Raw genomic sequence first — 21,116 nt, 5'->3', positions numbered from 1 at the left:
AAAACAGGGGGCTTTTTCGCCCTCCTATAGCATAGCAGCGAATTTAAGCCTGCTTACTTTAATTACAAAATGCTGACGATAATTAATTAAAACCAACCTTGGCGGAGGGTCACAATATTGAATTTCGCCGGCGTAATTTAGTTTTGCATTTTTATTTTTTATCATATTGTCAGGGCTGTCTACTGTTTTATTTCTTATTAGAAAAAGCGAAATCCACAATAGGATTTTTCGTAATCATTTGTTTTTGCTTGGCTATGGCAGAGTTTTTGCGCCAGGTGAATCTAACCGTACTGTACGCTTGTCAGCAGGGTGAATAATGAAACAGATAAATGCAGAACTGGCCTGTGATAAAAATACGGCATCGTCCGAATCCTCAGGGTTAATTAATCAATTTCGTCAAATGGATATCGGCGCGGTACCGATCGCCTTGTTTATCACGATTTGCGCGATCGTAGCGATTTCCGCCTACGCCAACTTCCTGCCGAAGAATATGATCGGCGGCCTGGCGGTGATAATGACGCTGGGCTTCGCGCTGGCGCAGTTGGGAAAAAGTATTCCCGTGCTGCGCGATATCGGCGGGCCGGCCATTCTGTGTTTGATGGTGCCGTCGGTGCTGGTCTATTTCAATGTCTTCCAGCCTAACGTCATGGGCACCGTCCATCTGCTGATGAAAGACGCCAACCTGCTTTATTTCGTCATCGCCAGTCTGGTGGTCGGCAGCATTCTCGGCATGAACCGGGTGATCCTGATCCAGGGGATGATTCGCATGTTCGTGCCGCTGGTGGTGGGCACGATCACGGCGGTGATCACCGGGCTGCTGGTGGGCAAGCTGTTCGGCTTTACCTTCTATCACACCTTCTTCTTTATCATCGTGCCGATCATCGGCGGCGGCATCGGCGAGGGGATTTTACCGCTGTCGCTGGCCTATTCGGCGATCCTGGGCTCGACGCCGGACGTCTATGTCGCGCAGCTGGCGCCGGCGGCGGTGCTGGGCAACATCTTCGCCATCGTGACCGCCGGGGTGCTGGCGCGCATCGGCATGCAGCGCAAGGCGCTGAGCGGCGACGGCATGCTGATCCGTTCGGCGCAGGAGAACGCGATGTTCGCCATCAAGGAGCAAGGCGGCAACGTCGATTTCCAACTGATGGGCGGCGGGCTGCTGGTGATCTGCGCCTTCTTTATCGTCGGCGGCCTGTTCGAACACATCGTGCATATTCCCGGCCCGGTGCTGATGATCCTGTTCGCGGTGCTGTGCAAGTACTGCCGGGTGATCCCGGCTTCGATGGAAACCGGCGCGCACAGTTTCTACAAGTTCGTCTCCACCGCGCTGGTGTGGCCGCTGATGATCGGTCTGGGTATGCTGTACGTGCCGCTGGAAAGCGTGGTGGCGGTGTTCTCGGTCGGTTATGTGGTGGTCTGCGGCTCGGTAGTGCTGTCGATGGGGCTGGTCAGTTTTCTGATTGCGCCTTACCTGAAGATGTTTCCGGTGGAAGCGGCGATCGTCACCTGTTGTCACAGTGGCCTGGGCGGCACCGGTGACGTGGCGATCCTGTCGGCGTCGAACCGCATGGGGCTGATGCCGTTCGCCCAAATCGCCACGCGCATCGGCGGCGCTTCCACGGTCATCGGCGCGACGCTGCTGCTTGGTTGGTTAGTCTGAGTCCAGAGTATCTTATGGATAACCGGGGTTGGATTGCCCCGGTTTTTTTATGCGTTTTTTTTCGCTTATCGTGATAGTGCTGATTATTGCCTTGAAAATCATTCGTGTGGCGCAAATGCATAGCCGTACTTTATCTAAGAAAATTCTGTAATCGGTGAAAATGTGTCTATTCTTTTCTCTTAAGGGATTATCGTTCTCATTCAGAGTGCCGAGGGAAGGCGCCATCGCATTACCGATATCCCCGTATTGATTCAACACCGGGCCGCTGCCGTTCAGGCAATCCGCCAGTTGGGGCATCCCCCCGATTGAATTGACGAATATGGAGATAAGGTTATGTCATCAAGCAATGCTTCCGTTAAGGCCGAAGGCGTATTAGCCCTGCTGGGCGCTTATAAACCCGATGAAGACGACACCATTACCGTGCTTCATCCGTCGAAAACGTTCGAAAACGCCGGCCTGGAGCTGGTGCGCGGCGATCGCAGTTGGCACGACAAGAGCGTGACCGACACGCCGGTCTCTTTGACCTACAGCTTCTGGGAAAAGGCGCCGGGCAACATGTCGAGCATGGGCATTAGCGGCTTCAGCAGCTTTAACGCCGAACAGCGCGAGCAGGCTAAACTGTCGCTGCAGTCATGGTCAGACGTGGCTAACATCACCTTCACCGAAACCAGCAACACCGCCGCCGCCAACATCAAATTCGGCCTGTTCGACTACAGCTCGCGCGGCTCCTATGCCTTCGCGTATAACCCGGACACCTCGCCTTCGGTCGCCGGGCAGACCTGGTATAACGCCAAGAACCACACCTTCGTCAACAACCAGATCCATGAGAACGAGTACGGCCGCCAGACCTTCACCCATGAAATCGGCCATGCGTTGGGGCTGCAGCACCCGGGCGACTATAACGCCGCACCGGGCGTCAGCATCACCTACGCTAAAGACGCGACCTACTTTGAGGACAGCCGCGCGCACAGCCTGATGAGCTATTTCAGCGAAAGCAACACCGGGCAGGACTTTAAAGGCGCGTACTCTTCCGGGCCGTTGCTCAACGACATCACGGCGATCCAGCATTTCTACGGCGCCAACATGACCACCCGCACCGGCGATACGGTTTACGGTTTCAATTCCAACACCGATCGCGACTTCCTCACCGCCACCGGCGCGCAGGACAAAATAATCTTCACCGCCTGGGACGCCGGCGGCAACGACACCTTCGATTTCTCCGGCTTTGGCCAGAATCAGCGCATCAACCTGAATGAAAAGGCGTTCTCGGACGTCGGCGGCCTGAAAGGCAACGTGTCTATCGCTGCCGGCGTAACGATTGAAAACGCCATCGGCGGGTCGGGTAACGATGTGCTGGTGGGCAACGCCGCCGATAACGTGCTCAAGGGCGGCGCGGGCGATGACGTGCTGTACGGCGGTAAGGGGGCGGATCAGCTGTGGGGCGGCGCCGGCAAGGACACCTTCGTCTATTTCGCGGCGGAAGAGTCAACGGCGGCGGCGCCGGATTGGATCCGCGACTTCGTGCGCGGCGAGGACAAGATCGATCTGACGCTGTTCAACACCGGCAGCGCCGACGGCATTCGCTTCGTCGATCAGTTCAGCGGCAAGGCGGGCGAGGCGACGCTGAGCTACGATGCGCAAAATCACGTCAGTGACGTGGCGATCAACCTGGGCGGCGCCTTTGACGGCAGCGATTTCCTGGTGAAAGTGGTGGGACAGCCGCTGGATGCGGGTGATTTCGTGCTGGCCTGATGCAGGCAACAAAAATAGGGCACTTTGGGCAAAAACCCGACAATTCCTATTAATTACGTCATATTAGCGTGACATAGTAGCGCGCAGAAGGCCGGGCTTGCATACCTCGGGCTTCTGTCGGATCGCCAACCTTCTTCGGTTGGCGATTCATTTTCCGCCTTTCAGCATGTTGATGGCGGCGCCGAGCAGGATGCGCCGTTCGATATCGTTGCTGTCCGCCAGTTGCCGCGCCAGATGTTTTTCCAGCGTTTCCACCGACAGCGCTTCGCCGCGATGACGCAGCTGCATCACGCCGTCGCCGATCAGGCGTGCGACCTCATCCCATACGGGTTTAATCTCCTGTTCCGAGAACGTCATGGTCTACCTCGGCTGGTTGATTTTTGCCCAATGTAGCAGCTGAGCTGCGGCTTCGCTACCCGCCACATAAAACAGGAAATATAAAAAACAAGCCATCAGTATTTCTTCTGGTTTTTACGCTCAATACTTGCGGTGTCGAAAAGCAGGAGAAAACATCATGAACTGGGTCGAAACCTTGGCGGAGTACTACCGCCTGAGCCGCACGGGTGAAACGCAGCATTGGCTGTGTCGCCGCTGGTTGCTTCAGGGGGAGGCGCGTTTGGCCTATTTGCGGGAGTTGCTGGAGCCGACCGCGCCACGGCGGCGGTGAACAGGGCGCCGGCGTTGCCGGCGTCATTTCGCGGGATCAACCGAAGGCGATCGCCGCCCAACGCAACAGCAGCAGCGCCAGGCAGATCAGCAGCAGCACCACCACCATTTTACCGAGCTTGTTGCCCATGCGTTTTGTTGCCACGCTGTCCTCCCTTTTAGCTGAAATACCACCCGCCGGCGAGGAGGATGAGGAAAAGCGTCACTAACGCGACGCCGTTGAGTAAGTCGCTGAACGTATCGTCAGCATCGATGTCATTTTGCCGCATGTTACCGCCAGGCGGACGCCATTGGGTGAATAATGTTCACAGTATGCCCCCCGCAGCGCGACAGGCACAGCGAAGAACGGTAAAAACGCGTAAAGGTGGCGGTGGCGGAACGCGCAGTCGCGCCTGCGACGGATGCAGACGGCCGGCAATACGTTGTACTATCCTGTCTGCATTGAGGCATTTTTCCAAAAGGTATAATCATGGCGACGGCAATTCCACAGAAATACGAACACCTTGAGCGTTGGGCATTCGGCGATACCGAGCAGCAGGCCGATGAAGTGGTGCAATTGATCCTCAATGGCACCAAAACGGCCACCTGTTCCAACCTGGACGGCGAGGGGATCCCGCAGGCCGGCGATCTGTTCCTGGTGGTGGACGGCAAGGGGGAGCCGGTCTGCGCGGTCGAGCTGACCGCGGTGGAAATGAAAACTTACGATCAGGTCGATGAAGCGCACGCCTTTGCCGAAGGCGAGGGCGATCGCTCGCTGGCGCATTGGCGCAAAGAGCTGCAGCGCTTCTTCGAAGAGTACGATCTGTTCTCGCCGGACATGACGCTGGTGTTGATGAATTTCAAAGTCGTCGACAAATTCTAATCTTATGCGCGCCGTTCCCTACGAGTGCCAGTGGGCGAGCCCGGAGTTGGCCGCCGATCTGATAGCCGGCCGCGCGACGCTGGCGCAAGACGAAAATTGGGCGCGCAGCGGCGCCCGCGATCGGGCAGAGTACATCGAGTGGGCCAATCACGTGTGCGGCATGGCCTGCCTGAAAATGGTGCTGGGCCATCGCGACGGAGAAACGCCGCCGCTGCTGGAACTGGCGCGCCGCAGCCTGCCCTACGGCGCCTATGTGCGCGAGGGTGAACGGATAAAGGGCCTGATTTACGCGCCGTTCGTCGAGTACGTGCGCGAGCAGTTCGCGCTGCAAGCGGAGGTGAAGGTGGGGCTGGAAGCTGCCGATGTGCCGGCGCTGCTTAGCGAATGCCGCTACTTTATCGCTTCGGTGCATCCCGCCATTCGCCGGCCGGAGAGCACGCCGCCGCACAGGGGCGGGCATCTGGTGCTGATCACCTCCGCCGATGCGCAAAGCGTGACCTTCCACAACCCTTCGGGCGACAGCCCGGCGACGCGCGAGCGGGTATGCCTGCCGCTCAGCCGCTTCGCCCCTTTCTTTGCCGGCCGCGGCATCGCTATCGCATAAAAAAACGCGCTGTTTCCGATGAAAACAGCGCGTCGTCAGCCGTTCTGATGCACTATCATGCCAGCCGCATCACCCAGGCGTCCGCCTGCCGATCGTAGTGTTGCTTGTACAGCAGCGACTGTTTGCCGTCGAGGATCGCCGGGATGCTGGTGTGTTCATCCCAGCCGTCCAGCTGCATGCACAGATCCGGATCGGACTTGCAGGGAATGCTCAGGGTGCCGGCACGGTCGGCGCCGGCGTGAAGATGCGCGTCATCGACCTCGAAGCTGCCAATTTTTACGACGGTTTTGCTCATGGGAACTCCTTGCTCAATGGTGTGGTAGGAGGTTAGACCAGTTCGGTCATCGGTAAGAGCATAGCCAAATGAGCAAAAAATGCCACATAAAAATTACATTTTGGAAACAATTTCCACGCCGGCAAAACACAACGCCTAGTACTCCACCACAAAACTGAGGTTGTCTTGATAGCTGCCGACCGCCACTTCCGTCTGCGCCGCATTGACCGCCGCCTTATACGGGATGCTTTGCGCCAGCCCGGTGCCGGCGCCGCTCTGTTTGTTGGTGCTATCCCAAACGGTCGTCGTGTTAGGCAAGTAAATCTGGTACTGCATGAAGTTGCTGGTGCCGCTTTTCATGCGCCGCCAACCGGTGACCGGGTTATTGCCGTTGGTGAAATAGGTGTTGTATCCCTCGGTTTTGGTGCAGGTCAGGGTGATGCTCTGATTGACAGGATTGAACTGCCCGACCAACGCCATGCTGCCGAAGTTGACGTTGGGCGCGGTGCCGATCAGGCAATCTTTGGTGATGGTGACGCTGACGCTGACCGTGCTGGGCTTATCGACGCCGTCCCACCAAACGCACAGGCCGAGCACGCCCAGACCGCAAATATGGTAATTCCAGATCAGGTTGATGCTGTCGGTATAGGTTCCTGCGCGCACGTTGGCGCCGGCGGTGGTTTTGATATACAGCGGAAAGTTGACGTTGGAGGAAATCAGGATCAGTGACAGCAGGTTGAGCGAGCTGTAGTCGATGGTTTGGCCGATGCTGTAAGGATATTGGTAGTTGGCGTCGGGGTAGATCAGGTAAGCGATTTTATCGCCGGAACCGTCGGTGTTGGCAACCGCCATATTGTTGGTGGTGGAGGCGATTTTGACCGTGACGGTGTTTTGCGACAGCAAACTGAGCCCGAGCCCGGTGCAGTTGAGGCCGGCAGTGCCCTGGGCGCTAATCTGCCCGTTGTAGACCACGAAAGAGCTGCTCCCCGGTAAGGTGACGGTGCCGTTGGTGGTGGCGCAGTCGGCGAATGCGCGCTGACAGAGCAGCAGCGAGAGGGTTAGCAATAAGGCTTTCAATCCCCGAAACATAGTGACTCTCCGTCGTTAATTAGCGGCAGACAACCGGGCCGACGCGCTGGATGCCCTCAGGCTTCGCCAGACTGAATTCCGCCTGACACGGCGGGCCGCCGTCGGCCGGGATCACGCTCAGACGATTGTGTTGTTGCACCGGGTCGATATAGGTCATGCCATCCCAACCGACATAGCTTTGCTGATTGCCGCCAACCACCGCCACCTGGCTGCCGTTGGCCAGCGGTTTGCCTTGCTCGTCAACCAGTTCGACGTCGGCGGCGGAGATGGGGTGGATGGGGAACTCAACCAGAAAACCGCTGTGATCGCGAATGGCGACGGTTTTTTCCACCGTCGGCAGCGCGACGTCGGCGGGCAGGCTAAGCGGATCAATCTGGAATTTCGCATGGTAGTAAGAGGTGACGGTAGGCACCAGTAAATAGCCCTGGGCATCGGTCTTGCCGATCGGCTGGTTCTCATAGCTCACCGGAATGTCGGCGTATCCTTGCGTGGACACCAGCGCAAAGGCATCGTTGATGGTGTTGGTGGCGTATACGCCGCCGTTCATCGCCACCAGCGAACCGCTGATTTCGCCCCAGTGGTTGGTTTCATCGCGGGTGCCGTATACGCCCGCTCGGGCTTCGAGTCTGCGGGTTCGCCAGGTCAGATCCGCCTGGCGGTAATTGCCGCCGCTCGGGTTATTGGCGTAGGCCAGATTCCAGCCGAAACCGCCATCGGTCGGCGCGGCGCGGCTGTAGCTGACGCGTTCGCTCCAGCGGTTGTTGTTGTCGCGCGCGGCGCTGAGGCTGGCCGTGCCCCAGCTGTCAAACGGAATGGAGAGCTGCAGTTGGGCGCTGTAACCGCTGCTGCCGATTTCCCGGTTGAGGGAGGCGTACAGGCTACTGTTGCGCCAAAGCGACACACTGTAGGACAGGTTCACCAGGCGGGTCCGTTGAGCGATGGCGTCGCGAACGTCAAAATAACCGGCGCCGAGGCTGCCTAGCCGGCCCAGGCTGACGCTGCCGGTCAACTGATCGGTGCGACGGCTCAGGCGGTAGTCGCTTTTATACACGGAAATGTCGCCAAAATCGGCGCTGCGCAGGATGCGTTGCGCGTTGAGGCTGAAACGAGAGTTGCTGTAGGTGTAGCCAAAGCTGCTCTGATCGCCGTGGTTGCCGGTGTAGCGATAGACGGGCTGAGGATCTGGCTGCTGCAACGGCCTGCCGGTCAGCGGGTCATAATAGGCGGGGGATGGTATCGGCCGGCCGCCGTTAAACGCGTCGTCGCCGGCCTGGCTGACACTGTAAGACGCGTTGAGAACCCCCCATTGTCCGACGCGAATGTCGGCGCCGCCGCCGCCGACCGCCAACTCGGCTGCGCCTTCGGCGCGCCCTTCCAGGGTTAACCAATCAGTGACGCCGTAACGTAAACTGGCGCTGCCTACCCATTGCCCGTAATCGGCAGAATTCAACCCGTAGTTGCGTCGCAGCAAGCCGGTGGAAATGCTGAAATCGCTCATGCCGGTCTGCAGCAGGTTGCTGGCCACGTAGAACGGTACCGTGGTGCTGACCTGGCGGCCGAGGGCGTCGGTGGTGACGACGGTGGCCTGACCCGCGCCGTTAATGTAGGGCACGCTGTTGAGGGTAAACGGCCCGGGATTAATGTTGGTGGTGCTGTTTTTATAGCTGTTGATGTATAAATCGACGCTGCTGGGCAATGCCGCCTGGCCGGAAAACTGCGGCAACGGGTAGGTGATAAGATCCGGGCGCACCGCGAAATTGCGCGCCAATTGCAAGCCGCCGATGCGCACGGCGCTGCTCCAGGGGAGCGAGCCGGTGGTAAGGTCACCGGCGATCACACTCAGCATCCGTTGATCATCGTTGAAACGCCAGTAGCTGTCGTACCGAATATAGCGACCGCCATCGTCGTTTGGCCCGCCGTTAAATCCGCTGCGGTAGATGCCGGTGTTGGCGACGACGCCGAACCCGTCGAACAGGCGCTGTTCGCTCCACGCCGACAGGTAGCCCGGCCGGCCATTGCCGTTGCTTTGGCTGGCGTAGATGTCGTAGTTGAACAGCAAACCGAGGCTGCTTTGCGCCGGCAAGCGCTGCAACGGTGAACGGGCGCCGATGGTTTGCTGCGGCAACCAGTCGTTGGGCACGTTGATCAGCAACTGCTGGCTCTCGCCGCTGTAGCTGACATCCACCTTCTCCAGCCGATCGACGGCGATTTCTTTCGCCTGTTTATCCGCTACCGGCAGCCCGGCGTCGAGCAGTTGTTGGGGTGTCATGTAGTAATGGCCGCCGCGGTAGTTGACCGGCACGACGTTGCCGGTTTGGCGCCCGTTGACGACCGGCTCCAGATACAGCGTGGTGTCCGGCATGCTGACGGCGCTGGGCGGCGGCGGCAGATCGTCGCCGAGCGCAAACGGCAGCCAGCCGCCGGCCGCCATGCTCAGCATGGCAAACGCCAGCGGCTTAAGGCTGAAGCGCCGCGTCGATAGCCTCCCTGTCGGCTGCACCTGGGCCTCAATAAGACGGAATGACTACGGGCTGTTTGTTGTCATTGACCGTGGCCATCAGCTTGCCGCTGCTGAAAGCGCCTGCGTGCGGCAAGGCGAAGCGCATCTGTGAACCGGGCAGCACGTATCCCATCAGGCCGGGATTCAGGCTGCGGCCTTGCAGCGTCACTTTCGAGATACGGGCATGCACTGCGCCTTGGTTTCGCACCTCCAGCCAGCGTTCGCTGCTTTGCTGCTGTAGACGATAGCTGAGCTGGGGTTGGCTGGCGGTCGCGTAATCGCGCGGTTTTTCGCTGTCCTGTTTGGTCCAAATGCCTTTGCCGCTGACGAACAGCGGCACCGAGTAGCGCATCTGGAATTTCAGCCCCATCTCCGCGCCGCCGGGAGCGGCGCTCGACGCGGGTTCTTTCACCGGCACTTCATCGACCAAAATGCGGTAGGCGCGCTCCTGTCCCGCCGCCGGGGCCGACTGTTTGATCAGGCGTATCAGTTGGCGTTTGCCTGGCGCGATCGACGCCACCGGCGGGCTGGCGATCACGTCGCTTTGGTTGCTGTAATCGTCTTTGCCGGCGGTTTGCTGCCAACCCAGCACGCGAATTTGCATATAGACCGGTTTGCTGTCGCGATTTTCCAGCCACAGCGCGGTGGCCTGCTGTTGATCTTCAATCACCGGATCGATCGGCCAAATGAGAATGGAAGCCGCGGCCAGGGCGTGCTGTTGGCTTGCCAGGAGCAAGGCTGCCGTTAACGGCAGTCGGAAGGGTATGCGCATAACTCAATCCTTATTGCAAAAAAACTTAATAAGTGACCGTCAACAAGACCGTATCGCTGTAAACGCCACTGGTGGGCAGGGTACTGGTCGAAAACAGACGGGCGTAAACCTTGATTTCTTGCGTGCTGCCGGTGGCGGCGACGGTCTGCGCCGCGCCGCCGTTGGCGCCATCTCCCCAAAGGGTGGCGTAGTTGCTGTCTTGATAAAGTTGATACAGCAGCGTTTCCGCCGTGACGGCATTTTGTAATTTTCTGCCGCCGGCGATGGATCCGGTCACGTGATTGCCGACGCCGAGGGCCAGCGTAACGCTCAGCCCCGGGTTGCAGCGAAACAGCACCGAACCGGCACCGCTGCTGGAGACGATGCTGACTGCGTTGCTCAGCGAGGACAACTGGCCGAAGTTCAGGGTGCCGAAGGTGGTCACGTCACTGACGCCGCTGCCCAATACGCAGCCTTTTACCACGGTTGCATTGACGGTGAACGGCTGGCTTTTGGTCAAATCGTTGACGCCGGTATCGCTTTGGGCCGGGAAAAGCGGCAGGCAGAACAGCAAACCGCAAATGGAAGCGCGCATCGTCATTACCAATTGATCGTGACCTGTACCGTATCGGTGTAGCTGCCTGTCGGGGGTGTGGCCTGCGCCGGGATCATGCCATAGACCGGCAGCCAGTTGTCCGTACCGTTGGCGGTTTGTGACACGCCCGTCAGATTATCCCAAATGGTGCTGTGGGCGGCGTTGGTGTACAGGTTGTAATTCACCCGTTGGCCTGCCGCGCTTTGCAGGTAGCGGGCAGCGGTATTGCCGCTTTGCCCGCCGCCAAGCAGAACGCTGTAGCTGGTGCCGTTGGTGCATTTCACCCGAATGGCGCCGGCGTTTTGCTGCCCGGCGACGCTGGTTGCGGTGCTGAGAAAATACAGCGTGCCGAAATTCAGCGTGCCGAAGCTGACGTTGCCACCTGAGCTGCTGCCGGCCTCACAGGCGCTGAGCAAGGTCGCACTGACGCCGAGGGTCGCGGTTTTACTGTCGGCCTGCGCCAACAGGCTGCACGCCCATAATCCGCAGCAGCAAAGCGCGCGCCGCACCGTTACCAGGTGACCGTCATCGTGACGGTGTCGTTATAGGTGTCCGCCGCCGGGGTAGATCCGGCCGCCGGTACGCGGCCATAGACGATCAGCGGAACAGCGGCGCCGGTGCCGGTGCCGGTCCGCGCGTTGGCGCCGCTGCCCCAGGCGGTGGTGCGTGCGGCATCCTGATACAGGTTATAACTGATGAATGCGCCTGCCGTGCTGGCCATGCGGCGTTGGGTGCCTGAAGTGACGTGGAGCCCGTTGTCCAGCGCCACCGTGTAGTCTGTGCCGGTGGTGCAGGTCAATGACAGCGTTCCGGCCCCCCCTGCGCCGGTGGCGCTGGCGTCGATGATGTTGGCCAGTGAAGAGTAAGTGCCGAAGCTGATGGAGCCGAAGTCGTTGACGGAACCGCTGCTGTTGCCGCCTCCCACGACGCAACCGGCGCCGATGGTCAGCGTCACGCCTAACGTGCCTTGAATGGTGCCTGCTGCGTTAGCCGCGCCGTTGGCGCACAGCAGGGTTGCTACCGAGGTCAATGCCATCAGAGTTTTTTTCATCTTATATTCCTTGCCGTATGAGAGAAAGCCCGCAAAGACGCCACCCAGAGGTGGGTTGAACGTATTCATTTAGCTGCACTTTAATTAATAGAATAAGAATCGGGAATTGTCTTGATGAAAACGAGAAACTTTTTATTCTCATTCCCCGGCTGGCGGGGCTTGCAGGCGAGGTATACCGATAAAGTGAAATGATTAGAATAATAACGAACGGCGATGGGAATATTATTAGCGTTATTTTATCGCCGGGGAGTTTCATTCCCCGGCGCGGTATTGTTTACAGGTGGAAATCCAGTGCGCCATCCCGCACCAGCTCGCGCGGCAGGTTATTCTTGATACGGCTGCCAATGCGCTTGGCGATGCCCAGAGGTTGCCCCTGATAGGTGACGATGCACTCGTCGCCCGCCGGTGGCTGCTGCGGATAGAGATCGCGGCCGTGATACCACTCCTGGGCCAGCGCGGCGTCCAGCTCGAAATGCTGTTTGCCGCCGGCGCCCGCGAGGGCGATCGCCGCTTCGTGCTGCCAACGGAAACCTTTCGGGAAACGCTCCGCCAGCTTGAGACCGATGCGCGAGAAGCGCACCTTGCCGAACAGCGGCTCCAGCTCGGCCGGGAACAGCCAGATTTCCTTATCGCGCTCCCACAGCCGGCTGTCATCGCCCCAGGTTAAGCCGGATGCGGCGGCGGCTTGGGCGACCAGCGCCGCCTCTTTGCCGGACAGTGGGCTGAACGGAAACTTACCGATTTTATAGGTCGGTTTCGGCAACGGTGCCACGGCGTGCTGTTTGCGCAGACGGGCGACGAAAAACCCTTCGCTGTCGTAAATCTGCGGGAAGACGTGCAGAAAACCTTCGGCGGTCAATGCCTTGTCAGCGCCGGGAAACAGCTTGCCCAGCGGTTCGACGCTGACCGCGTCGCCGTAGGTGTCCAGCAACCAACGCACCACCTGCTGATTTTCCTGCGCATTGAGGGTACAGGTGGAGTAAACCATCACGCCGCCTGGCGCCAGCGCATGGAACGCGCTGTCGATCAGCTCGCGTTGGGTGGCGGCGATTTCGGTCACGCTTTCCGGCGACCAGTTGCTCATGGCGTCCGGATCCTTGCGTACCACGCCTTCGCCGGAGCAGGGGGCATCGAGCAGAATGGCGTCGAAGCTCTCCGGCAGCGCGGCGCCGAACACCCGGCCATCGAAGTGGGTCAGCGCGGTGTTCTTCACGCCGCAGCGGCTGATATTGGCGTGCAGCACTTTCACCCGGCTGGCGGAGTATTCGTTGGCGACGATGCCGCCCTGGTTGCCCATCAACGCGGCGATCTGGGTGGTTTTGGATCCCGGCGCCGCCGCCACGTCCAGCACGCGATTCGGCGCCGCGTCGCCGGCGAACAGCGCGCTGACCGGCAACATCGAACTGGCCTCCTGAATGTAGAACAGGCCGCTCAAATGTTCGGCGGCGCTGCCTAATCGCAGCTCTTCATCGTCGCGTTCGATCCAGAACCCTTCCGCGCACCAGGGAATGGGCTCCAGTCGCCAGTCGTAATCCTGCACCAGCACCAGGAAGTCGGCGACGCTGATTTTCAGCGTGTTGACGCGCAGGCTGCGGCGCAGCGGGCGCTGACAGGCGGCGATAAAATCTTCCATCGCCAGCTCGGCGGGCATGATGGCGCGGGTGGCGTCGAGGAAAGCGGGGGGCAGAAAAACGGCGGTGGATTTGGCCACGGGGCGAACTCTCAGGGTGCAATAAAGACAAGGGCGAGAGTTTATCACAAAGCGGAAAAAAACAGGGCCCGGCATTGCCGGGCCCTGAGGGAAACGCGAAAGTTAATCGCGCGGAATGGCGGTGCCCCAGGTTTTCCAGTCCTTCGGCTCTTCCGGATTCAGCAGGAAGTGCTTGTTCGGCGTCGCTTTCGGCGCCAGCGGAATAGTCGGCGGGGTGGCGAAGGCGATACCACCGCGGATGAACTGCTGGAAGGTGCCGCTCTTGATCACGCCGCCGGTCAGGCCGAACTGCAGGTTGTAACCCGACGCCAGCCAGAACACGCTGTTGTTGCGCACCAGATGCTGGTACTTCTTGCTGATGCGCAGCGCGACGTGCACCCGGTCGGACATGGCGCCGAGGTAGAAACCGGTGATGGTGCCGACCTCCACGCCGCGGAACAGCACCGGCGTGCCGATCTGCAGCGAGCCGGTTTCGGCGGCGTCGAGCACCACGCTCAGGCCGTCCAGATAGCGCGAGTCGGTGATGCTGGCCTGCTGCAGCTCGAAGGTGCGCAGCTCGCGGCCGCGCCCCGGCTCCACGTTGATATAAGGCTGGAGCAGGGTATCGAGGTTGCTGACGCCGGCGGCGGAGATCTCCGGCGAGACGATCGAGAAGCGGCTGCCGAGGCGCGCGAAGGTCTGCACGTATTCCGGATACAGCACCGCCTTGGCCAACACTTCGTTGCGCTCCGGCGCCAGCTGCAGCGACTCCACCTGGCCGACGTCGATGCCGAGGTAGCGCAGCGGCATACCCGCCGACAGCTTGCTGGCGTCGTAGGTTTTCAGCGTGATTTGGCTGCCCACCGCGCGGGCGGCGGTTTCGCTGGCGTACAGCACGCGGTTGGCCCCCTTGTTCAGCGTCACGCCCTGTAGATTATCGAAGCTGATGGCACCTTTCAGCGCGCGGTTGAGCGGCGAAGCCTGCACCGTCAGGCCGCTGCCGTTGAGCTGCACCTTGGCGCCGCCTTCGGCCCAGAAGATGCTTTCGCGCGTCAGCAGCTTGCGGTATTCCGGGCTGATGTAGACGTCCACCTCAAACTCGTTGGCCTTCGGCCGAACATTGACGATCTCGCCCACCTGGAATTTGCGATACAGCACTACCGAGCCGGCCTGCACGTCCGGCAGGCTGGTGGCGCTGAGGGTCAGGGTGGTAGCGGGGGCGTTGCCGACGATGCCTTCCTCGGCTTTTTCGCTGTTGGCGTACAGCGGGTACTGGCCGCCAGGCTCCCCTTTGCTGCCGGGGATAATGCGCACGCCGCCGTCTACCCACTCCTGCGCGCTGGCGCCGAGCACTTCCATGCCGTCGATGCCCAGCTTGACGTCGAGGCGGCTGTTGACCACGAATTTACTGTCTTTGTGCAGCAGGCCGCGGTACTGCGCGTCGATGGCGGCGGTGAATACCACGCCGCCGGCGGTCAGCGTGCGGCTCAGGATTTGGCCGACTTTCACGCCGTGCACCACCAGCGGCTGCCCGACGTCGATGCCGTAGCTTTGCGGCGCATTCAGCGTAACGGTCAGCACGCCAGGCTGTTGCAACAGCGTTTCGCTGCTGTCCAGCACGTTGAAGCGCTGCTGCGGTTCGCCTTCACCCGGCACCAGTTCCAGCGTGGTGCCGGTCAGCAGTTGGCTGAGCTTGGCGTCGTTGAGGCTGATGCGCGGGCTGCGCATTACGATGCGGGTGCCGCTGCGCATCAGATCGACCACCGAAGGATCGATGGTCAGTTCACCGACCACTTTGCTGTCCTGTTGCAACGTCAGCTTGGTCAGGGTGCCGACCTGCAGCCCCTGGTACATCAGCGGCGTGCGGTTTTCACTCAAATTGTTGCCGCTCGGCAGATCCAGCAGGATATTGACGCCGCGCTGGCTGTGGGCCAGATCAGGATACAGGGTATAGCTCTGATCGCCCTTGGCCTGCTGGCCATCGGCCGGAGAATCGAAGGCAATGGCACCGTTGACCAGCGCCGCCAGGCTCTCCATCTGCACCGTGGCACCAGACAGGCTGAAATCGCCCTTGAAGCCGGAAACGTTCCAGAAGCGGCTGTTGCTCTTCACCAGGTTGGCGAAGCGGCGGTCGATCAGCACGTCGATGGTCACGCCCTTGTTGCCTTCGCTGATGGTGTAGTCATACACCTTGCCGACCGGGATTTTACGGTAATAGACCAGCGAGCCGCTGTTGAGCGAGCCGAGATCGTCGGCGTGCAGGTGAATCATCAGCTCGCCGGTATTCAGGCGGTACTTCGGCTGGGTATCGAGCGCGGTGAAGTGGGTTTGCTCCTTGCCGCTGCCGGGCATCATGCCGATATAGTTGCCGCCGACCAGCGCATCGAGCCCGGATACCCCGGCCAGCGAGGCCTTGGGCGTCACCAGCCAGAACTGGGTACCTTCGCGCAGCGAGTCTTCCAGATCGCTTTTGATACTGGCCTCCACCACGATGCTGCGCAGATCTTTGCTCAGACTGATTTTTTGCACCGTGCCGACCTCAACGCCCTGGTAGCGCACTGGCGTGCGGCCGGCGACGATGCCCGCCGCCGATTGGAAATCGATGGTGACGGTGGTGCCGCGTTCCTGGACATTGTTATAGACCAGCCACCCGGCGATCAGCAGGGCGATGAACGGCAGTAACCAGAACGGTGAAATGCGGCGTTTGTTCTTGACCCGCGCTTCAGTCGGTGTAGTCGGCGTTTCCTGTTGCATGTGCATCCCAAATCAATCGGCTATCGAGCCACTCAACGGCAAGAATAGTCAAAATGACCGCCGAGCCAAAGTAAAACGCGGCCGGTCCCATAGTAAAAGATAACAGCTGGTCGCGGTTTACCAGCGACATCATCAAGGCGATAACGAACAGATCGAGCATCGACCAGCGGCCGATCCAGGTGACCAGACGCAGCAGACGAATGCGTGTCTTCAGGCTGTGCGAGGTTTTGAGGTGGATGCTCAGCAACAGCGTGATCAGCACGATCACCTTGGTAAAAGGCACCAGCACGCTGGCGATGAACACGATGGCGGCGATCGGCACATTGCCGGAGGTGGCCAGTGAGACCACGCCGGAGAAGATGGTGTCTTCCATCCGCACGCCGTTGGCGTAAATGATGGAAATCGGCAGCAGGTTGGCCGGTATCAGCAGGATCATCGCCGCGATCAGCGCCGCCCAGGTTTTCTGCAGGCTGTAGGGCTGGCGGTGGCACATCGGCACATGGCAGCGCGGGCAGCGGCCGCGCGCGTCAGGGTAACCGGTATAGTGGCAGGACAGGCAAATATGCAGCGCCGCCGGCGGGCCTTCCGGCTGTTCCTGCGGATAGTAACGCTCCCACAGCTGCTCCAGGTTAGCGTGGATCAGCGTCAGGATGCTGAGCAGGGTGAGCGACAGGTAGGCGATCAGCGCGCTGCCCGCCTGGATGTCGGCGTAATCCTGCACCTTGATCGCCGCCACCGCCATGCCGATCAGATAAATGTCCAGCATCACCCACTCTTTGAGCCGCTCCAGCATCAGCAGCACCGGGCGCAGGTTCATGCCGAGCGCGTGGCCGAAGCGCAGATACAGCAGCGACAGCGCCAGCGTCAGCGGGGCGCCGATGGTGCAAAACGCCACCATGCTGGCGGTGAGCGGATCGCCCTGGCGGCTCATCTGCCAGATGCCCTCCAGCAAACTGGCGTCGATGCGCGTGCCGAGCAGGCGGATGCTGATCAGCGGTTCGGTGAAGGCGAACGGCATCAGCAGCAGCATGGTGATCGCCATGGCGGTCAGACGCGTCATCGACCAGTCGCGGCCGTGCACCACCTTGGCGTTGCAGCGCGGGCAATAAGCGGCCTGATTGCCGCTGAGCGGCGGCAGCATGAACAGCAGGTCGCACTCGCAGCAGCGTTGGTGGCGCGCTTTGGAAAGGGGGGCGGTGATCGCGTGTATTTTCATTTTTGACAAGTAGCTGCCCTTGAGCCCGCCGGAACTGTCAGCGTAGCTGAAAAATAAACCGGCCGCGTCACCGGCGATCGGGCGCCGGACGGTAAAACGAGGTAAACCGGGATTCTGAGCGGCAAACATACCCCGAGCGACGGGGTTTTGTGAAGCAACAGATGATTAACCTTGTGGCTATACGCATTTAATGCTTATTTTATAGGGCCTAAGCTTTGGGCTTCTGGCCATCTTCACTGTTTCAATGGTTATCACATGACAAAAGAACAATTCTACGCGGAATTAAAACGTGATCTGAGCGCGTTGCTCGGCGGGGAGACCAACTTTATCGCGGCGCTGTCCAACGCCAGCGCCTTGCTCAACGAGCGTCTGGATGACGTGAACTGGGTCGGTTTCTATCTGATGGATGGCGCTCAGCTGGTGCTGGGGCCGTTCCAGGGCAAGATCGCCTGCGTGCGCATCCCGGTGGGCAAGGGCGTGTGCGGCACGGCGGTGGCGGAAAATCGCGTGCAGCGCGTCGGCGACGTGCATGCGTTCCCGGGCCATATCGCCTGCGATGCGGCCAGCAACGCGGAAATCGTGCTGCCGCTGGCGGTTGGCGGCCGAGCGATCGGCGTTTTGGACATCGATAGCACGGTTTATCAACGCTTCGACGAACGGGACGAAGCGGGCCTGAAAGCAGTGGTGGCGGGGCTTTGTGAGCAACTGGAGCAGTGCGACAGTGCGAAATATGTGACTGTGGCGGCAAGTTGATCGACGGTTAACGTGGCAATTACCGATGGCGTCATTATAATGACGCCTGTTCATGCCTGTGGCTTGTTGGCAATACCGTTGTAATCAGGAAATTTCATGGAAAATCAACCTAAGTTGAACTCTAGTAAAGAAGTCATTGCTTTTCTTGCCGAGCGTTTTCCGCTCTGCTTTAGCGCCGAAGGCGAAGCTCGTCCGCTGAAAATCGGTATTTTTCAGGATTTGGTAGAGCGCGTGCAGGGGGAAGAGAATCTCAGCAAAACGCAATTGCGTTCTGCCCTGCGCCTGTACACCTCAAGCTGGCGTTATCTGTACGGCGTTAAAGTCGGCGCGCAGCGCGTCGATCTGGACGGCAATCCGTGCGGTGAACTGGAGCAGCAGCATGTCGATCATGCTCGCCAGCAGCTTGAAGAAGCCAAAGCGCGCGTTCAGGCACAGCGTGCCGAACAAAACGCCAAAAAACGTGAAGCCGCCGGTGAATCCGCCGATGCTGCGCCACGCCGTCCGCGTCCAGCCGGTAAAAAGCCCGCTGCACGTCGCGAAGGCGGAGCCGCGCCGGAAAACCGCAAGCCGCGCCCACAAACTCGCCCACAGCCCGCTCGCCAACCTCGTGCAGCTAAAGAGGAAAGCCAGCCGCGTTATGCGCCAGTCACGGATATCTCTAAACTGCAAATTGGCCAGGAAATCAAAGTCAGAGCAGGCAAGAGCGCGATGGATGCTACCGTACTCGAAATCGCTAAAGATGGCGTACGTGTGCAGCTCTCTTCCGGTCTGGCGATGATTGTGCGCGCAGAACACTTGCAGTTCTGATACGGAGGCCAACCCAGGCATGAACAAATTCGTCAGATTAACAGCGATTGCAGGGCTGCTGTGGGCGGGTGTCAGTTACGGCGCGGAAACAGCCAACATCCGCATCGGCCAACTGCCCCAACTGCAACAGGAACCCCAGCACGCTACGGTGAGTGAGCGCGTTACCTCGCGCTTCACTCGCTCTCATTACCGCCAGTTCGCCCTTGACGCGGAGTTTTCAGGCAAGATCTTCGATCGCTACCTGAACATGCTGGACTACAACCATAACGTATTGCTGGCTGCCGACGTGGCGCAGTTCGCCGGCAAACGCAATCAGGTTGGCGAAGAGCTGAAAACCGGTAAGCTGGACACCTTCTACGCGCTGTTCAATCTGGCGCAGAAACGTCGTTTCGAGCGTTACACCTATGCGTTGTCGCTGCTGGACAAGCCGATGAACTTTACCGGCAACGGCACTATCGATCTCGACCGCAGCAAAGCGCCGTGGCCGAAAGACAAGGCTGAGCTGGATAGCCTGTGGGATGCGAAAGTCACCTATGACGAGCTGAACCTCAAGTTGACCGGCAAGACCGACAAAGAAATCCACGACACGCTGACCAAACGCTATCAGTTCGCCATCAAGCGCCTGACGCAAAGCAACAGCGAAGACGTCTTCCAGCTGGCGATGAATGCCTTTGCGCATGAAATCGATCCGCACACCAACTATCTGTCTCCGCGCAATACCGAGCAGTTCAACACCGAGATGAGCCTGTCGCTGGAAGGCATCGGCGCGGTGCTGCAGATGGATGATGACTACACCCTGATCAACTCGATGGTGCCGGGCGGCCCGGCGGCGAAGAGCAAGGCGATCACCGTAGGCGATCGCATCGTCGGCGTCGGCCAGGCCGGCAAACCGATGGTGGACGTGATCGGCTGGCGTCTGGACGACGTGGTGTCGCTGATCAAAGGGCCGAAGGGCAGCAAGGTGCGCCTGGAGATCCTGCCGGCCGGCAAGGGCACCAAAACCCGCGTGGTCACCTTGACCCGCGAGCGCATCCGCCTGGAAGACCGCGCGGTGAAAATGACCATCAAGACCGTCGGTAAAGAGAAGGTGGCGGTGTTCGACATCCCTGGCTTCTACGTCGGCCTGACCGATGACGTGAAAGTGCAGCTGCAAAAGATGGCCAAGCAGAACGTCAAGAGCGTGATCATCGATCTGCGCACTAACGGCGGCGGCGCGCTGACTGAAGCGGTCTCGCTGTCCGGCCTGTTCATTCCGAGCGGCCCGGTGGTGCAGGTGCGCGACAACAACGGCAAAGTGCGTGAAGACGCCGACACCGACGGCGTGACCTACTACAAAGGCCCGCTGGTGGTGCTGGTCGATCGCTTCAGCGCCTCCGCCTCCGAGATCTTCGCGGCGGCGATGCAGGATTACGGCCGCGCGCTGATCGTCGGCGAACCGACCTTCGGTAAAGGCACCGTGCAGCAGTACCGTTCGTTGAACCGCATCTACGACCAGATGCTGCGCCCTGAGTGGCCGGCGCTCGGTTCGGTGCAGTACACCATTCAGAAGTTCTACCGCGTCAACGGCGGCAGCACCCAGCGCAAGGGCGTGACGCCGGATATTCTGATGCCGACCGGCGTTGATCCGGCGGAAACCGGCGAAGCGTTTGAAGACAACGCCATGCCGTGGGACAGCATCAATGCGGCGACCTACAGCAAGACCGGCGATATGGCGCCGTTCGAGCCGGAACTGCTGAAAGATCACCAACAGCGCATCGCGCAGAATCCGGAGTTCCAGTACATCGCGCAGGATATCGCGCATTACAAGGCGCTGAAGGATAAACGCAACATCGTGTCCCTCAATCTGGCGGTGCGCGAGAAAGAGAACCACGATGACGATGCGACCCGTCTGAAACGCATCAACGAGCGTCTGGAGCGCGCGGGTAAGAAGCCGCTGAAATCGCTCGACGATCTGCCGAAGGATTACCAGGAACCGGATCCGTACCTGGATGAAACCGTGCATATCGCGCTGGACCTGGCTCATCTGGAAAAGGATCAGCCCGCTCAGCAGCCAACGCCGGCTAAGTAAGGCCGCGTCTGGCAGGATGAAAAA

Annotated in this window: 20 protein-coding genes; 8 read left to right on the top strand and 12 right to left on the bottom strand. The window is 59.9% G+C overall.

Translation table 11 applies throughout. From position 1 onward, the window contains the following. The first annotated feature begins 316 nt into the window (after positions 1-316). Entirely contained in the window at positions 317-1,660 is a 1,344-nt protein-coding gene (locus tag ACJ8OK_RS20845) for a 2-hydroxycarboxylate transporter family protein (RefSeq protein ID WP_442530960.1), read from the top strand. Between the two features lie 333 nt (positions 1,661-1,993). Then, positions 1,994-3,412, top strand: coding sequence for a serralysin family metalloprotease (locus ACJ8OK_RS20840; RefSeq protein ID WP_033633244.1), 1,419 nt, complete (start codon positions 1,994-1,996; stop codon positions 3,410-3,412). Positions 3,413-3,559: 147 nt separating this feature from the next. On the opposite strand, the gene ACJ8OK_RS20835 is transcribed toward ACJ8OK_RS20840, so the two are convergent. Beyond that, a complete protein-coding gene (locus ACJ8OK_RS20835; protein WP_004931526.1) occupies positions 3,560-3,769 on the bottom strand; it encodes a hypothetical protein in 210 nt (69 codons plus the stop codon). Between the two features lie 157 nt (positions 3,770-3,926). On the opposite strand from ACJ8OK_RS20835, the gene ACJ8OK_RS20830 reads away from it, so the two are divergent. Then, on the top strand, positions 3,927-4,079 hold the full coding sequence (locus tag ACJ8OK_RS20830; RefSeq protein WP_004931524.1) for a hypothetical protein: 153 nt from the start codon (positions 3,927-3,929) through the stop codon (positions 4,077-4,079). A 36-nt stretch (positions 4,080-4,115) separates the two neighbouring features. On the opposite strand, the gene yniD is transcribed toward ACJ8OK_RS20830, so the two are convergent. Then, positions 4,116-4,208 carry a small membrane protein YniD gene (yniD, locus tag ACJ8OK_RS20825; RefSeq protein WP_021505513.1) on the bottom strand — a complete coding sequence of 31 codons (93 nt, stop codon included), beginning with the start codon at positions 4,206-4,208 and terminating at the stop codon, positions 4,116-4,118. Between the two features lie 339 nt (positions 4,209-4,547). On the opposite strand from yniD, the gene ACJ8OK_RS20820 reads away from it, so the two are divergent. Both ACJ8OK_RS20820 and ACJ8OK_RS20815 read left to right on the top strand, forming a co-directional pair. Beyond that, on the top strand, positions 4,548-4,940 hold the full coding sequence (locus tag ACJ8OK_RS20820) for an ASCH domain-containing protein (protein ID WP_004931522.1): 393 nt from the start codon (positions 4,548-4,550) through the stop codon (positions 4,938-4,940). 4 nt (positions 4,941-4,944) lie between these two features. Then, positions 4,945-5,544 (top strand): C39 family peptidase, encoded by a 600-nt coding sequence (locus tag ACJ8OK_RS20815; RefSeq protein WP_442530958.1) that lies wholly within the window; start codon positions 4,945-4,947, stop codon positions 5,542-5,544. A gap of 55 nt (positions 5,545-5,599) precedes the next feature. On the opposite strand, the gene ACJ8OK_RS20810 is transcribed toward ACJ8OK_RS20815, so the two are convergent. The 10 genes from ACJ8OK_RS20810 to yebS form a co-directional block, all read right to left on the bottom strand. Then, positions 5,600-5,839: a DUF1480 family protein gene (locus tag ACJ8OK_RS20810; RefSeq protein ID WP_004931517.1), complete on the bottom strand. Its 240-nt coding sequence runs from the start codon at positions 5,837-5,839 to the stop codon at positions 5,600-5,602. A 135-nt stretch (positions 5,840-5,974) separates the two neighbouring features. After that, complete coding sequence (locus ACJ8OK_RS20805) at positions 5,975-6,907, bottom strand: Csu type fimbrial protein (protein ID WP_049300219.1); 933 nt, start codon at positions 6,905-6,907, stop codon at positions 5,975-5,977. A 19-nt stretch (positions 6,908-6,926) separates the two neighbouring features. After that, positions 6,927-9,347, bottom strand: coding sequence for a fimbria/pilus outer membrane usher protein (locus ACJ8OK_RS20800; protein WP_442531017.1), 2,421 nt, complete (start codon positions 9,345-9,347; stop codon positions 6,927-6,929). A gap of 67 nt (positions 9,348-9,414) precedes the next feature. Beyond that, positions 9,415-10,179, bottom strand: coding sequence for a fimbrial biogenesis chaperone (locus ACJ8OK_RS20795; RefSeq protein WP_338909989.1), 765 nt, complete (start codon positions 10,177-10,179; stop codon positions 9,415-9,417). Between the two features lie 25 nt (positions 10,180-10,204). Then, positions 10,205-10,753 carry a Csu type fimbrial protein gene (locus ACJ8OK_RS20790; protein ID WP_166445048.1) on the bottom strand — a complete coding sequence of 183 codons (549 nt, stop codon included), beginning with the start codon at positions 10,751-10,753 and terminating at the stop codon, positions 10,205-10,207. Positions 10,754-10,758: 5 nt separating this feature from the next. Continuing rightward, the gene (locus ACJ8OK_RS20785) at positions 10,759-11,262 is read right to left on the bottom strand and encodes a Csu type fimbrial protein (RefSeq protein ID WP_048323104.1); all 504 of its coding nucleotides are present in this window, start codon (positions 11,260-11,262) and stop codon (positions 10,759-10,761) included. Positions 11,263-11,264: 2 nt separating this feature from the next. After that, positions 11,265-11,804, bottom strand: a complete 540-nt coding sequence (locus ACJ8OK_RS20780; protein ID WP_015377665.1) for a Csu type fimbrial protein — start codon at positions 11,802-11,804, stop codon at positions 11,265-11,267. 274 nt (positions 11,805-12,078) lie between these two features. Next, entirely contained in the window at positions 12,079-13,515 is a 1,437-nt protein-coding gene (rsmF, locus tag ACJ8OK_RS20775) for a 16S rRNA (cytosine(1407)-C(5))-methyltransferase RsmF (protein WP_442530954.1), read from the bottom strand. A gap of 102 nt (positions 13,516-13,617) precedes the next feature. Next, positions 13,618-16,248 (bottom strand): PqiB family protein, encoded by a 2,631-nt coding sequence (locus ACJ8OK_RS20770; RefSeq protein ID WP_147827430.1) that lies wholly within the window; start codon positions 16,246-16,248, stop codon positions 13,618-13,620. Further along, positions 16,217-17,464, bottom strand: a complete 1,248-nt coding sequence (yebS, locus tag ACJ8OK_RS20765) for a membrane integrity lipid transport subunit YebS (protein ID WP_033633664.1) — start codon at positions 17,462-17,464, stop codon at positions 16,217-16,219. The genes ACJ8OK_RS20770 and yebS overlap by 32 nt, the downstream gene beginning before the upstream one ends. Positions 17,465-17,719: 255 nt before the next feature. Here yebS and ACJ8OK_RS20760 point away from each other — a divergent pair, with 255 nt between their 5' ends. The 3 genes from ACJ8OK_RS20760 to prc all read left to right on the top strand — a co-directional run bounded on the left by ACJ8OK_RS20760 (position 17,720) and on the right by prc (position 21,092). Next, a complete protein-coding gene (locus tag ACJ8OK_RS20760; protein WP_033633237.1) occupies positions 17,720-18,217 on the top strand; it encodes a GAF domain-containing protein in 498 nt (165 codons plus the stop codon). Positions 18,218-18,313: 96 nt separating this feature from the next. Beyond that, a complete protein-coding gene (proQ, locus tag ACJ8OK_RS20755) occupies positions 18,314-19,024 on the top strand; it encodes an RNA chaperone ProQ (protein WP_004931497.1) in 711 nt (236 codons plus the stop codon). A 19-nt stretch (positions 19,025-19,043) separates the two neighbouring features. Then, on the top strand, positions 19,044-21,092 hold the full coding sequence (prc, locus tag ACJ8OK_RS20750) for a carboxy terminal-processing peptidase (protein ID WP_015377670.1): 2,049 nt from the start codon (positions 19,044-19,046) through the stop codon (positions 21,090-21,092). The last annotated feature ends 24 nt before the right edge of the window (positions 21,093-21,116 follow it).

The organism is Serratia sp. CY71090 (genome assembly GCF_052166845.1).
Lineage (GTDB): Bacteria > Pseudomonadota > Gammaproteobacteria > Enterobacterales > Enterobacteriaceae > Serratia > Serratia nematodiphila.
Note: the sequence above shows the minus strand (reverse complement) of the source record. Positions and strands in the feature narration are given on the sequence as shown.